The sequence below is a fragment of the Tardiphaga sp. OK246 genome (genome assembly GCF_900188215.1).
GTDB lineage: Bacteria > Pseudomonadota > Alphaproteobacteria > Rhizobiales > Xanthobacteraceae > Tardiphaga > Tardiphaga robiniae.
In genome coordinates this window covers 634,006-647,395 of the sequence record NZ_FZOX01000003.1, presented here as the reverse complement: position 1 = coordinate 647,395, position 13,390 = coordinate 634,006, and the positions used below count along the sequence as shown (strand labels likewise).

The window sequence follows — 13,390 nt, the reverse complement described above, 5'->3', positions numbered from 1 at the left end:
GAGCCGAACTATCCGAATGACGGGTTGAAGCTATTGCCGTCTGTGGCTCGCATTCACCGCAATTGCCGCAGCCGCAGTACGGTTCTCGACGCCAAGTTTGGCGTAGATCTGCTCGAGATGCTTGTCGACGGTGCGCGGTGAGAGGCCGAGTATCTGCGCAATATCGCGGTTGCTCTTGCCCTTGCTGAGCCAGGACAGCACTTCGCCCTCGCGGCCGGTGAGGCCAAGCTCCTTGCTGAATTCGGCGGGAGCGGTTGGCGCGTTTTCCTTGGCGAGCCGCAGCAGGAATTCGTCGGAGCCGACTTTCCCCATATATTGCAGACGCAGCAGCTCGTTGCTCGGAAAGCCCGATGACGGTGCCGGTTTGGCGCCCGGCCGCTGCATCTGCTCGAGCCACTGCATCATGACTGGTGGCAGCAGCAATTCATCATTGGGCGCGGCGATCAGGTGATCGCTGAGCAATTTCTGCGCCTGCGGTGTGGCCCAGAGGATATTGCCCTTGTTGCTCACGGCAAGGAGGAAGCGTCCGGAGACATCGAGCGCGGTGCGCGCACTCTGCGTCAGCCGTGCATTGGCGAGATGCACGCGGATACGCGCCAGCATTTCCTCGATGATGATCGGTTTGGTGACGTAATCGACGCCGCCAGCCTCGAGGCCGCGCACGATGTGTTCGGTCTCGGAGAGCCCGGTCATGAAGATCACCGGCACGTCGCCGAGGCCCGCGTCGCGCTTCAGCCGGCGACAGGTTTCGAAGCCGTCGATCCCCGGCATGACGGCATCCAGCAGGATGATGTCCGGCGTGATCTGCTCGACGATGCGCATCGCCGCGGCGCCGTCCATGGCCACCATCACGGTCATGCCGGCGCCGTCCAAGGCATCAGTTAGCAGCCGCAGTGTTTCCGGCGAGTCATCGACCACCAGTGCGACGTCGCGCTTTTTGGATTCAGTGGTCATAGGTGTACAGCGTCTTCAAGGTGGCCATGTATTGATCGAGGTCGAAGCGGTCGATCAGCGAACGCATCTGCGCGACGAAGTCGGCATGTTCGGGGTGTTCATTGCCGATCTCGTCGAGCTTGAGCTGGATGGCGCGAATGTGCCCCATCTGCCCGAGGCTAATGAGTTCCTCCACATGATGCACCGGCGGCCGTGTGCCGCTGTTCGGCGTCCACTGCGGAAGGGGTGCCACTTCGTCGCGTTCGTATTGCCATTCGATCTTCAGGAGTTGTCCAATCTGTTCGAGCAGCCGCGGCAGTTCGATCGGCTTCATGAGGTAGCCGTCATGGAATGGCTGGGCGAGCGGTGTGCCATGGGCTTCCAGCGCGCTGGCCGAGACCATCAGGATACGCGCTTGATGGTGGCCTGACGACCGCAGCTTCTCGGCGACGGTCCAGCCATCCATACCGGCCATGGAAATATCCAGCAGGAACAGATCGGGGCGGCAATGCTGGGCGAGGCTGAGGCAGGCCTGGCCATCCGGCGCGCTCAGCAGGATGAAGCCCAGCGGTGTCAGCACCTGACGCAAGAGGTCGCGCTGCGTCGGATCGTCGTCGGTCACGAGAATGGTCTTGCGCGCGCCGTGATAGCCATAGATCGGCGCATCCACCGGCGCGATGCGCGTCGGGTTGGTCACTTCGGACAACAGCATCTTGACGCGGAACGTGCTGCCGGTGCCGACCTCGCTGCTAACGCGGATATCGCCGCCCATCACACCCGCAAGCAGTTTCGAGATCGTGAGACCCAGACCGGTGCCCGTATGCGGCTGCGCAGCGCCAAGCGCGCCGCGTTCGAAGGGGGCGAAGATGCGTTCGAGATCGTCGGGACGAATGCCGGGTCCGGTATCGACAATCTCGAATTCGGCGACCGGGCTGCGATAATGGATCACGAATTGTACGCTGCCTGCTTGCGTGAACTTGATGGCATTGGAGAGCAGATTGATCAGGATCTGGCGTAGCCGCTTCTCGTCGGCATAGACGACCGTAGGCAAAATGTTCGGCCGCCGGAACACGAAGTCGATGCCCTTGGCTGCGGCCTGTAGGCGGAACATGCCGACGAGCTGATCGAGGAAATCGGTGAGACGGACTTCGTCACGCGACAGATAGAGACGACCTGCCTCGATCTTGGAAATATCCAGAATGCCGTCGATCAGGCCGGAGAGATGATCGGCGCTGCGTTTCACCACGCGGACCTGATCGCGCGGGCGGGTCTGCAGACTGTCATCCTGCTCCAGGAGCTGCGCATAGCCGCTGATGGCGTTGAGCGGCGAGCGAAGCTCATGGCTCAGGCCGACCACATAACGGCTCTTGGCGAGGTTGGCGGATTCTGCGACCTCCTTGGCGCGCTGCAGTTCGGCATCGGTGCGCTTGTGCGCGTCGATTTCCTGCATCAACAGGGTGGTCTGCCGCTTGGTCTCGGCTTCCGCGGCACGACGGCTTTGCTTGGCCAGCACGAATAGCCATGCCACCACGCCGATGATGATCGCCAGCGCGAAGAACACTTTCCACAGCACTTCCGAGACCTGCGCACTGTCTCCCGGCGATGCGGCGGAGGTCTGCAGATAGATCAGTCCCAGCGTCAGGCCGACGAGGCCGGCAGCGATCATGAACACGCCAAGATAATGGCCGAGCTGCGAATTGAGTCGTGCCAGGATTGGCTCCGGCAGCAATTTGCCGAACGTCGCCGACATCTGTGCGTCGATCCGCGCATGCGGCTTGCAGAGATCGTGGCAGCGCGCATCGAGCGAGCAGCACAGTGAGCAGATCGGGCCGGCATAGGCCGGGCAATGCGCCATGTCCTCGGGCTCGAACGAATGTTCGCAGATACAGCACTGGATCGCTGCCATGTTCTGCCAGGCGCGCTTCGGCTTGCGGGCAATGTAGTATTTCCCGCCTGTCGCGAAGGCGATGATGGGGGCAGTGGCGAGCGCGGTGATCAGCGCCACGAAAGGCGACAGTGCCTTGGCAGTGGGCCCGAACAGGCCATAGAAGGCGCTGACCGACATCACGGTTGCCGCCAGCATCGCGCCGACGCCAACCGGGTTGATGTCGTAGAGATGCGCGCGCTTGAACTCCATTTGCTGCGGGCGCAGTCCGAGCGGCTTGTTGATCACGAGATCGGCGACCAGCGCGCCGACCCATGCAATTGCAACGTTCGAGTACAGCGCCAGCGTCTGCTCCAGCGCCTTGTAGACGCCGATTTCCATCAGCAGCAGCGCGACCAGCACATTGAACACCAGCCAGACGACGCGGCCGGGATGGCTGTGAGTGAGGCGCGAGAAGAAGTTCGACCAGGCGATCGAGCCCGCATAGGCGTTGGTGACGTTGATCTTGAGCTGCGACAGGATCACGAAGGTTCCTGTCAAGGCGAGCGCCAGATCAGGCTGCGACAGCACATAGCGAAACGCTTCGAGATACATATGCGCGGGCTCGGCGGCGTGCTCGGCCGAAACGCCGTGGGTCAGTGCGAAATAGGCGAGGAACGAGCCGGCCAGCAGCTTGATCGCGCCGACAACGATCCAGCCCGGGCCCGCGCACAGCAGCGCCACCCACCAGCTCGCACGCGAGCTGCGGCGGTCGCGCGGCAGGAAGCGCAGGAAATCGACCTGTTCGCCGATCTGCGCGACCAGCGAGAACACCACGGACGCGGCCGTGCCAAACAGCAGGAGATCGAGATGACCGGCGGCGCTGCCGTGGTCGCCGGGAAATTTGGTCCAGGCCACGAAGGAGTCGCGGCTGGCATAGGCGATGGCCGCGAAAGGCAGCAGGTTGAGCACCAGCCAGATCGGCTGGGTCCAGAGCTGGAAACGGCTGATCAGTGTGATGCCATGGGTCACCAGCGGGATGATGACCACGGCCGATATCAGGTAGCCGATGGGGCGCGGAATATCGAAACACATCTCCAGCGCCGAGGCGAGAATGACCGCCTCGATGGCGAAGAAGATGAAGGTGAAAGACGCATAAATCAGCGAGGTAACAGTCGAGCCGATATAGCCGAAACCGGCACCGCGGGTGAGGAGATCGATATCAATGCCGCATTTTGCGGCATAATATGCGATCGGCAATCCGCAGCAGAAGATGATGACGCTGACCACCAGGATCGCTGCCGTGGCGTTGGTCATGCCGTAATTGATGGTGATGGTGCCGCCGATGGCCTCGAGGGCGAGAAACGAAATGGCGCCTAATGCCGTGTTGGCGACCCGCGCGGCGGACCAGCGCCTGGCGCTCTTCGCCGTAAAGCGGAGTGCGTAATCCTCCAGGGTCTGGTTGGCGACCCATTGATTGTACTGGCGTCTCACGCGGTCGATACGCTGCCGCCCTGCCACTACTCCGCTCCTGACCCTGTCAAACTACGCATGTTTGCGTGATGCAAAAACCTACGTCGGCATTTTGCGGTGCAGTATACGCGATCTCGCGTATCCGTGCACCGCACAAGTTCAGCAATGCTTGCCTCACCAATAGGCGTACTCGAACCAGTGGGGTTGAAATGTCAGACGAGAAGAAACCGGGCTTGCACTCGCCATTGCGGCGTAAACTGCTGATGGGCATGGCGGCTTTGCCGGCAATGTCGCTGCTTCCGCGCACATCTTTTGCGCAGGCGCCGGCCACCTCGGCCATCAATACCACCGGCCTTGCGGTTACCGATACGGAAGTCACCGTCGGCATCCTGCACTCGGTCACCGGTACGATGGCCATCTCGGAAACCGGCTCGGTGCAGGCTGAAAAGCTCGCCATCGACCAGATCAACGCCATGGGCGGCGTGCTCGGCCGCAAGATCAAGTTCATCCAGGAAGACGGTGCCTCGGACTGGCCGACCTTCGCTGAAAAGGCCAAGAAGCTGCTGGTCAACGACAAGGTCGCTGCCATCATGGGCTGCTGGACCTCGGCCTCCCGCAAGGCGGTGCTGCCGGTCATGGAACAATATAACGGCATGCTCTACTACCCGACCTTCTATGAAGGTCTCGAGCAGTCGAAGAACGTGATCTATACGGGTCAGGAAGCCACCCAGCAGATCCTCGCCGGCCTCGACTGGGTCTCCAAGACCAAGAACGGCAAGAGCTTCTATCTGATCGGCTCGGATTATATCTGGCCGCGCACGTCGATGAAGATCGCCCGCAAGCACATCGAGGGCAAGCTCGGCGGCAAGGTGTCGGGCGAAGAATACTTCCCGCTCGGCCACACCCAGTTCAACTCGGTGATCAACAAGATCAAGCTGACCAAGCCGGACGTGATCTATGCGGCAGTGGTCGGCGGCTCTAACGTCGCCTTCTACAAGCAGCTCAAGGCGGCCGGCATCGACCTGTCGAAGCAGACCATGCTGACCATCTCGGTCACCGAGGACGAGATCGACGGTATCGGCGGCGAGAACATCGCGGGCGCCTATGCCTGTATGAAGTACTTCCAGTCGCTGGATAATCCGAACAACAAGGAATTCGTCGCCGCCTTCAAGAAGATGTGGGGCGAGAAGACCGTGATCGGTGACGTGACGCAGGCCGCCTATCTCGGCCCGTGGCTCTGGAAAATGACGGTCGAAAAGGCCGGCTCCTTCGATATCGACAAGATCGCACCTGCGTCTGCGGGTATCGAATTCACCAAGGCGCCCGAAGGTTACGTCAAGGTCCATCCGAACCACCATCTGTGGTCCAAGGCCCGCGTCGGCCAGGCTCAGCTCGATGGCCAGTTCAAGGTGGTCTACGAGACGCCCGAACTGATCGAGCCGGATCCGTTCCCGAAGGGCTACCAGTAAGCCTCCTCAAGCGCGGAGCGTGTCTCCGCGCAGCTTCTCCCTGGCGCGGACGACCTATCCGCGCACGACAACTCCGCGTCGCGTCTCATCGCGCGGCGCGGGACCCTTTCCCTGACGGAGGACGGATCGATGTTCGGCGACTATTCGATTGGCGATCTTGGCGCCATCTTCGCAATGCAGGGCTTTGCCGGCCTGATCCTGTTCTCGGTCTATGTGCTGATGGCACTCGGCCTCGCAATCATCTTCGGCCAGATGGGCGTCATCAACATGGCGCATGGCGAATTCATGATCCTCGGCGCCTACGTTACCTGGCTGACCTCGAGCTTCTTCCAGTCGCATCTGCCGTCGCTGTTCTCCGGCTACTTCTTCGTCGCCATGATCCTCGCCTTCATCGCCTCCGGTGCGCTGGGGATGTTGGTCGAATGGGGGCTGATACGGCATCTCTACAAGCGCCCGCTCGATACGCTGCTGGCGACCTGGGGTCTCAGCCTGATCCTGCAGCAGGCCTATCGTTCGGTGTTCGGTGCGCGCGAAGTCGGTGTCGAACTGCCGCAATGGATGATGGGCTCCAAGCAGGTCACCGATACGATCGAAGTGCCGATCAACGGCATCTTCGTGATGGTGTTGACGCTGGGGATCACCATGGTGGTCGCCTACATCATGTACAAGTCGCGTTGGGGTCGTCAGGTTCGCGCCGTGGTGCAGAACCGCGTGATGGCCGGCGCCGTCGGCATCAATACCGAGAAGGTCGACCGCTACACCTTCGGCCTCGGCTGCGGCATCGCGGGGATCGCGGGCTCCGCCTTCACCATGATCGGTTCGACTGGCCCGACCTCCGGCCAGCTCTACATCGTCGACACGTTCCTCGTCGTGGTGTTCGGCGGCGCGGCCAGTCTGTTCGGCACCATCGCCTCGGCCTTCACCATCTCTCAGGCGCAGTCGACCATGGAGTTCTTCATGTCCGGCTCGATGGCCAAGGTGCTGACGCTGCTCACCATCGTCGCGATCCTGATGATCCGGCCGCAGGGCCTGTTCGCCCTCAAGGTCCGCAAGTAAGCGCGCATTACAGACAGAGCAGGGCATTCTCACCATGATCAATTCACGCTTCTTCAACCGCTCGGAGCTTCTCGGTTTCCTGTCGCTGCTGCTGCTGCTCGCAGTCATTCTGCCGCTGTTTCTCGATGTGTTTCGTCTCAACCTCGTCGCCAAATATCTGACCTATGCCTTCGTCGCCATCGGTCTGGTGATGTGCTGGGGGTACGGCGGCATCCTCAGCCTCGGGCAGGGCGTATTCTTCGGCCTCGGCGGCTACTGCATGGCGATGTTCCTGAAGCTGGAAGCCTCCAGCGTCGCCAACACTAAGATCCAGTCGACCCCCGGCATTCCGGATTTCATGGACTGGAACCAGATCACGTCGCTGCCGATGTTCTGGAAGCCGTTTCACTCGCTGACGCTGACGATCATCGCCATTCTCGTGGTGCCAACGCTGCTGGCCTTCATCATCGGCGCTGCGATGTTCAAGCGCCGCGTCGGCGGCGTCTATTTCGCCATCATCACCCAGGCCATCGCGGCGATCGCCACCATCCTGATCATCGGCCAGCAGGGCTATACCGGCGGCATCAACGGCATGACCGATCTGCGGACGCTGAACGGCTGGGATATCCGCACCGATCACGCCAAAGTCATCCTCTACTTCTTCGAAGTCTTCGTGCTGTTTGCCTGTATCATCACCGCGCAGTTCATCCGCCTGACCAAGCTCGGGCGCATTCTGGTGGCGATGCGCGAACAGGAAGACCGGGTCCGCTTCTCCGGTTACAGCGTGGCCAATTTCAAGATCTTTGCCTTCTGTGCCGCGGCGATGTTCGCGGCGATCGGCGGCGCCATGTTCACGCTGCAGATCGGCTTCATGTCGCCGTCCTTCGTTGGCATCGTGCCGTCGATCGAAATGGTGATCTACACGGCGGTTGGCGGCCGTATGTCCATCTTCGGCGCGGTCTACGGCACGCTGCTGGTGAACTACGCCAAGACGATGCTGTCGGAATCCTTCCCCGAGCTCTGGCTGTTCGGCCTCGGCGGCTTGTTCATCGCCGTGGTGCTGTTCTTCCCCAATGGCCTGTCCGGCATCTGGCGCGATCACGTGGCGCGTCACATCGATCGCCTGATCGCCATGCGCTCGTCTAAATCCAAGAAGGCTTGGGCCATCAAATCCGCCGCCGACGGCGCGCCGGCCGAGTAAGGGGACATCATGCTCATCGGACATCAGCCCAAAGAGTTTTTGCTCGCGGTCGAAGGGCTCACCGTTTCCTTCGACGGCTTCAAGGCGGTCAACGATCTCTCCTTCTATGTGGAGGAGAACGAGATCCGCGTGATCATCGGCCCCAATGGCGCGGGCAAGACCACCGTCCTCGATCTGATCTGCGGCAAGACTAAAGCCACCTCGGGGTCGGTGCAGTTTCGCGGAACGGAGCTGACCAAGCTGAAGGAAAACCAGATCGTGCAGGCCGGCGTCGGCCGCAAATTCCAGACGCCGTCGGTTTACGACGATCTGACGGTCTTCGAGAACCTGGAGATTTCCTATCCGCGCGGGCGCTCGGTGTTCGGCTCGCTGATGTTCAAGCGCGATGCCGCGGTGCGCGAGCGCGTCGAAGAGGTCGCCGAGATGATCTTCCTGAAGGATCGTCTCAACATGTATGCCGATGTGCTCTCGCACGGCCAGAAGCAGTGGCTCGAGATCGGCATGCTGCTGATCCAGGATCCAGACCTGCTGATGCTCGATGAGCCGGTCGCCGGCATGAGCGTGAGCGAGCGCGTCAAGACGGCGGAGCTGCTGAACACGATCATCAAGAACCGTTCGGTGCTGGTGATCGAGCACGACATGAAATTCGTCGAGGACATCGCCCACAAGGTGACCGTGCTGCATCAGGGACAGATCCTGTCCGAAGGCACCATGGAGAAGGTCCAGAACGATCCCAAGGTCATCGAAGTCTATCTGGGTCATTGAGGAGATCATCATGCTCGCGATCAACGATCTCCACGTCGCTTACGGCCAGAGCGAAGTCCTGCATGGCCTCAATGTGTCGGTGCAGCCCAATGAAATCGTGGCCATCATGGGCCGCAACGGCATGGGCAAGACCACGCTGATGAAATCCCTGATGGGAATCGTGCCGACCAAGTCGGGTTCGGTGACCATGGAAGGCAAGGAGCTCGGCGCGCTGAAGAGCTATGAGCGCGTCGCGCGTGGCCTCGCTTATGTGCCGCAAGGGCGCATGATTTTCTCGCATATGACGGTGAAGGAGAATATCGAGACCGGCCTCGTCGCCTCCGGCGAGAAGGAAGTGCCCGGCGATCTCTATGAGCTGTTTCCGGTGCTGCTCGAAATGAAAGGCCGCCGCGGCGGCAATCTCTCCGGCGGCCAACAGCAGCAGCTTGCCATCGCTCGCGCGCTCGCCACCAAGCCGAAGGTGCTGCTGCTCGATGAACCCACCGAAGGCATCCAGCCGTCGATCATCAAGGACATGGCCCGCACGCTGAAGCACATCCGCGACACCAAGGGACTGTCGATCATCGTCTCCGAACAGGTACTGAGCTTCGCGCTCGATGTCGCCGACCGCGTGCTGGTGATCGAGAACGGCGAAATCGTTCGCGACGAAGCCCGTGAGGGTATCGATGCGGCACAAATCGCAAAGTACCTGTCCGTCTGACCAGCCTTACGTTCAACCACCAAGACCAGTAACCGAAGGGGAGCATTGAATGCCAGATACACTGATCAAGGTCGACCTTACGCAGTCGGCCTACGACAACGACATGATTCACAACCGCTGGCATTCGGATATTCCCATGGTCGCATGGGTCAATCCCGGCGATGACTTCATCGTCGAGACCTATGACTGGACCGGCGGCTTCATCAAAAATAACGACAGCGCGGACGATGTGCGCGATATCGATCTCTCGATCGTGCACTTCCTGTCCGGCCCGATCGGCGTCAAGGGGGCGGAGCCCGGTGATCTCCTCGTGGTCGATCTGCTCGATGTCGGCCCGATGAAGGAATCGCTGTGGGGCTTCAACGGTTTCTTCTCCAAGCAGAATGGCGGCGGCTTTCTCACCGATCACTTCCCGGAAGCGCAGAAGTCGATCTGGGACTTCAAGGGCATGTACACCTCGTCGCGCCACATCCCGGGCGTGAATTTCGCCGGCCTGATCCATCCCGGCCTGATCGGCTGTCTGCCCGATCCGAAACTGCTTGCCACCTGGAACGAGCGCGAGACTGCACTGATCGCGACCAACCCGACCCGCGTGCCCGGCCTTGCCAATCCGCCGTTCGGCCCGACTGCCCATATGGGCCGGCTGAAGGGCGAGGCGAAGGAGAAGGCTGCGGCCGAAGGCGCGCGCACCGTGCCGCCGCGCGAGCATGGCGGCAATTGCGACATCAAGGATCTGTCGCGCGGCTCGAAGGTCTATTTCCCGGTCTATGTCCCTGGCGGCGGTCTCTCCATGGGCGACCTGCACTTCTCGCAGGGCGACGGCGAAATCACCTTCTGCGGCGCCATCGAGATGGCCGGCTGGCTGCACATCAAGGTCGATGTCATCAAGGACGGCGTGTCGAAATACGGTATCAAGAACCCCGTGTTCAAGCCGTCGCCGATGACGCCGAACTACAACGACTTCCTGATCTTCGAAGGCATCTCTGTCGACGAGCAGGGCAAGCAGCATTATCTCGACGTGCATATCGCCTATCGTCAGGCCTGTCTGAATGCCATCGAATATCTGAAGAAGTTCGGCTATTCCGGCGCGCAGGCCTATTCGATCCTCGGCACCGCGCCGGTGCAGGGCCACATCTCCGGCGTCGTCGACGTGCCCAACGCCTGCGCCACGCTGTGGCTGCCGACGCAGATCTTCGACTTCGATATCAATCCGTCGTCGGCGGGCCCGATCAAGCACATCAAGGGCGACATCCAGATGCCGCTCTCGCCGGACAAGTAACGCGGTCAACTCGGCTGCGGGGTTGGCGTCACGACCCCGCAGCCCCTTTTTCTTTCGCTTACTCTCCGCCGTCATTGCGAGGAGCGAAGCGACGAAGCAATCCAGTCTTCCCTCGCTTGCGGCTTTCTGGATTGCTTCGCTTCGCTCGCAATGACGGGGAGAGGGCATTGTCTCACAATGGATCATCCCATGCCGGTCTATGAATATCTCTGCGACGATTGCGGCCCGTTCACCGACATGCGGCCGATGGCTGAATGCGATGACCCGCAGGACTGCCCGCATTGCGCGACACAGGCACCGCGTGTGATCCTGACCGCGCCGGCATTCTTCTGCATGCCCTCCGACAAGCGCAAGGCCCACGCCACCAACGAGCGCAGCCGCAATGCGCCGAAGACATCGGCGGAGTACAAGGCGTCGCACGGGGCCGGTTGCGGCTGCTGTTCCGGCAAGAAGCCGTCGCGACTGGTGAAGCAGACCCGCTCGGGCGCCAAGAGCTTCCCGACAGCGCGGCCATGGATGATCAGCCACTGACTCCTCTGAATTGATGCGCTAAAGTCCACTCCCGTGTGCCTCATTGCCGCGGGAGGCGGAGGCGCGCCATGCGACACAATCCATTCGGCCAAACCAAGCGCGACGTCTCAGTCATCGGGCAGGGCACCTGGTATATCGACCACAGTGACCGCGCTGCGGCGGTCAGGGCGCTGCAGGCCGGCCTCGATGCCGGCATGACCCATATCGACACGGCCGAAATGTATGGTGACGCGGAACTCGTGATTGCAGAGGCCATCGCTCGCCGTCGCGACGAGGTGTTCCTGGTCTCCAAGGTGCTGCCGAGCAACGCGTCGCGGAAGGGCACCATCGCCGCCTGCGAGCGCTCGTTGAAGCGGCTGGGGACCGACCTGCTCGATTGCTACCTGCTGCACTGGCGCGGTCAGGTTCCGCTCGCCGAGACTGTCGCCGCCTTGGGAGAGTTGAAGGCGGCCGGCAAGATTGCCTCCTGGGGCGTCAGCAATTTCGATGTCGACGATCTCAACGAGCTGTCGAAACTCGCAGGCAAGGGCGCCATCGCCTGCAATCAGGTGCTCTATCATTTACAGGAACGCGCCATCGAACACCGTGTGATCCCGTGGTGTGAGAGCCATGGCGTCGCCGTCGTGGCCTATTCGCCGTTCGGTCATAATGATTTCCCGTCGATGCGCTCGCCGGGCGGCAAAATCCTGCAGCAGATCGCCGATGCCCATCTGGCCACGCCGCGGCAGGTGGCGCTCGCTTTCCTGATCCGTCAGCCAACGGTCTTCGCAATTCCGAAGGCGTCTTCGGCCGTCCATGCTGCGGACAACGCGGCGGCGAGTGCATTGACGCTCAGCGCGGCCGAACTGGCTGATATTGGAAAGGTATTCCCGCTCGGCCGGGAGCCTTCCAGTCTCCCGATGCTGTAGGGATGCGGTAAAATCGATGCTGCGCTGCACGCTGGCCGCTGATGCATCGGCCGGCATAGGCTTTTTTGCCTGCCTGCATATCCGTGTCCTGATATCGGCAGTTGTCCCGGCCTCGTGATCGTCGTTTTGTGAGCCGTATTCGATTCGGCTCGCATGCACCGACGAGCCCGCATATTGGTCCCCGCTCGTGACAAGTCATGTTCCGCCGCCGAAGACTGCTGCCCCTGTATCGGCGCATCGCCATACCGACCGGCCGCTGCGCGGCATTCTGATGATCATTTGCTCGACGGCGTTTCTGGCGTCATCGGACGCGATGGCGAAGTATCTGTCGCGCACGGGCATGCCATCGGTGGAGATCGCCTGGATCCGCTTTCTGGTGTTCGTCGCGATCCTGCTGCCGATCGTGTTGGCGCCGGCCTCGGGCAATCCGATGCGCTCGACGCGGCCGCTGCTGCAGGTATTTCGCGGGCTGGGCCTGTTATGTTCGTCGATCTTCTTCATCATGGCGCTCGGCTATCTGCCGATCGCGGAGGCGACGGCAACCGGCTTCATCTCGCCGCTATTCGTCACCGGGCTATCGGTTCTCTTCCTCGGCGAAAAGGTCGGTCTGCGCCGCTGGACCGCCACCATCGCCGGGCTTCTGGGCGTATTGATCATCGTGCGGCCGGGCACCGCGGCGTTTCAGCCCGGTACGATCTTTCCGATCATTTCGGCGCTGGGCTGGGCGACCGCATTGGTGCTGACGCGCAAAATCAGCGGGGCCGACCGCGCCATCACCACGATGGCGTTCTCGGCGATCACCGGCTTTCTCATGCTCAGTGTCATCGTGCCGTTCTACTGGATCGTACCGAGCTGGACGCAGATCGCGCTCGGTGTTGGTATTGGCGTTGCCGCTACTGTCGGCCACTGGATTGTCGTATTGGCCTTCCGCTATGCGGATGCATCGGTATTGGCACCGTTCTCCTATGTGCAGCTGGTGTGGGTGACGCTGATCGGCTTCTTCCTGTTTGGCGAAGTGCCCGATGCTGTCACTTTCGCCGGTGCTGCAATCATCATCGCCAGCGGTGTCTACACCGCACATCGCGAACGCGTGCGCCGCGCGCAGGTCACCGCACCGGCGGAACCTTATCCGAGCGCCTAATGATGAGCTGTTGATAGAGACAGGTCGTCCCCCTTGCTCGATTTTCCCCTGAGCCACGGCGCTTGCGGTGGGTACATCCGAATGTGTTGCA

The 13,390-nt window shown here is 61.4% G+C and carries 11 protein-coding genes; 9 read left to right on the top strand and 2 right to left on the bottom strand.

The features are described from left to right. Positions 1–30: 30 nt before the first annotated feature. Complete coding sequence (locus CHC01_RS16055) at positions 31–954, bottom strand: response regulator (protein WP_089265236.1); 924 nt, start codon at positions 952–954, stop codon at positions 31–33. Further along, complete coding sequence (locus CHC01_RS16050) at positions 944–4,318, bottom strand: hybrid sensor histidine kinase/response regulator (RefSeq protein WP_089265235.1); 3,375 nt, start codon at positions 4,316–4,318, stop codon at positions 944–946. The genes CHC01_RS16055 and CHC01_RS16050 overlap by 11 nt, the downstream gene beginning before the upstream one ends. 161 nt (positions 4,319–4,479) lie before the next feature. On the opposite strand from CHC01_RS16050, the gene urtA reads away from it, so the two are divergent. From urtA to CHC01_RS16005, 9 genes are all read left to right on the top strand, one after another. Continuing rightward, a complete protein-coding gene (gene urtA, locus CHC01_RS16045) occupies positions 4,480–5,739 on the top strand; it encodes an urea ABC transporter substrate-binding protein (protein WP_089265234.1) in 1,260 nt (419 codons plus the stop codon). Positions 5,740–5,868: 129 nt separating this feature from the next. Then, positions 5,869–6,795: an urea ABC transporter permease subunit UrtB gene (urtB, locus tag CHC01_RS16040; RefSeq protein ID WP_089265233.1), complete on the top strand. Its 927-nt coding sequence runs from the start codon at positions 5,869–5,871 to the stop codon at positions 6,793–6,795. Positions 6,796–6,829: 34 nt separating this feature from the next. Further along, positions 6,830–7,975: an urea ABC transporter permease subunit UrtC gene (urtC, locus tag CHC01_RS16035; protein WP_089265232.1), complete on the top strand. Its 1,146-nt coding sequence runs from the start codon at positions 6,830–6,832 to the stop codon at positions 7,973–7,975. A 9-nt stretch (positions 7,976–7,984) separates the two neighbouring features. Next, the gene (gene urtD / locus CHC01_RS16030) at positions 7,985–8,740 is read left to right on the top strand and encodes an urea ABC transporter ATP-binding protein UrtD (RefSeq protein ID WP_068735525.1); all 756 of its coding nucleotides are present in this window, start codon (positions 7,985–7,987) and stop codon (positions 8,738–8,740) included. Positions 8,741–8,750: 10 nt separating this feature from the next. Next, complete coding sequence (gene urtE, locus CHC01_RS16025) at positions 8,751–9,440, top strand: urea ABC transporter ATP-binding subunit UrtE (protein ID WP_068735526.1); 690 nt, start codon at positions 8,751–8,753, stop codon at positions 9,438–9,440. Between the two features lie 49 nt (positions 9,441–9,489). Then, positions 9,490–10,719: a formamidase gene (gene fmdA / locus CHC01_RS16020; protein ID WP_089265231.1), complete on the top strand. Its 1,230-nt coding sequence runs from the start codon at positions 9,490–9,492 to the stop codon at positions 10,717–10,719. Between the two features lie 189 nt (positions 10,720–10,908). Next, positions 10,909–11,250 (top strand): FmdB family zinc ribbon protein, encoded by a 342-nt coding sequence (locus CHC01_RS16015; RefSeq protein ID WP_068735531.1) that lies wholly within the window; start codon positions 10,909–10,911, stop codon positions 11,248–11,250. Positions 11,251–11,318: 68 nt separating this feature from the next. Further along, the gene (locus CHC01_RS16010; protein WP_089265230.1) at positions 11,319–12,158 is read left to right on the top strand and encodes an aldo/keto reductase; all 840 of its coding nucleotides are present in this window, start codon (positions 11,319–11,321) and stop codon (positions 12,156–12,158) included. A gap of 187 nt (positions 12,159–12,345) precedes the next feature. Beyond that, positions 12,346–13,299, top strand: a complete 954-nt coding sequence (locus CHC01_RS16005) for a DMT family transporter (RefSeq protein WP_502695662.1) — start codon at positions 12,346–12,348, stop codon at positions 13,297–13,299. Positions 13,300–13,390: the final 91 nt, after the last annotated feature.

Coding starts and splice junctions, on each gene's coding strand:
- CHC01_RS16055 (WP_089265236.1), bottom strand. CDS start 954: ATGACCACTGAATCCAAAAAGCGCGACGTCGCACTGGTGGTCGATGAC.
- urtA (WP_089265234.1), top strand. CDS start 4,480: ATGTCAGACGAGAAGAAACCGGGCTTGCACTCGCCATTGCGGCGTAAA.
- urtB (WP_089265233.1), top strand. CDS start 5,869: ATGTTCGGCGACTATTCGATTGGCGATCTTGGCGCCATCTTCGCAATG.
- urtC (WP_089265232.1), top strand. CDS start 6,830: ATGATCAATTCACGCTTCTTCAACCGCTCGGAGCTTCTCGGTTTCCTG.
- urtD (WP_068735525.1), top strand. CDS start 7,985: ATGCTCATCGGACATCAGCCCAAAGAGTTTTTGCTCGCGGTCGAAGGG.
- urtE (WP_068735526.1), top strand. CDS start 8,751: ATGCTCGCGATCAACGATCTCCACGTCGCTTACGGCCAGAGCGAAGTC.
- fmdA (WP_089265231.1), top strand. CDS start 9,490: ATGCCAGATACACTGATCAAGGTCGACCTTACGCAGTCGGCCTACGAC.
- CHC01_RS16015 (WP_068735531.1), top strand. CDS start 10,909: ATGCCGGTCTATGAATATCTCTGCGACGATTGCGGCCCGTTCACCGAC.
- CHC01_RS16010 (WP_089265230.1), top strand. CDS start 11,319: ATGCGACACAATCCATTCGGCCAAACCAAGCGCGACGTCTCAGTCATC.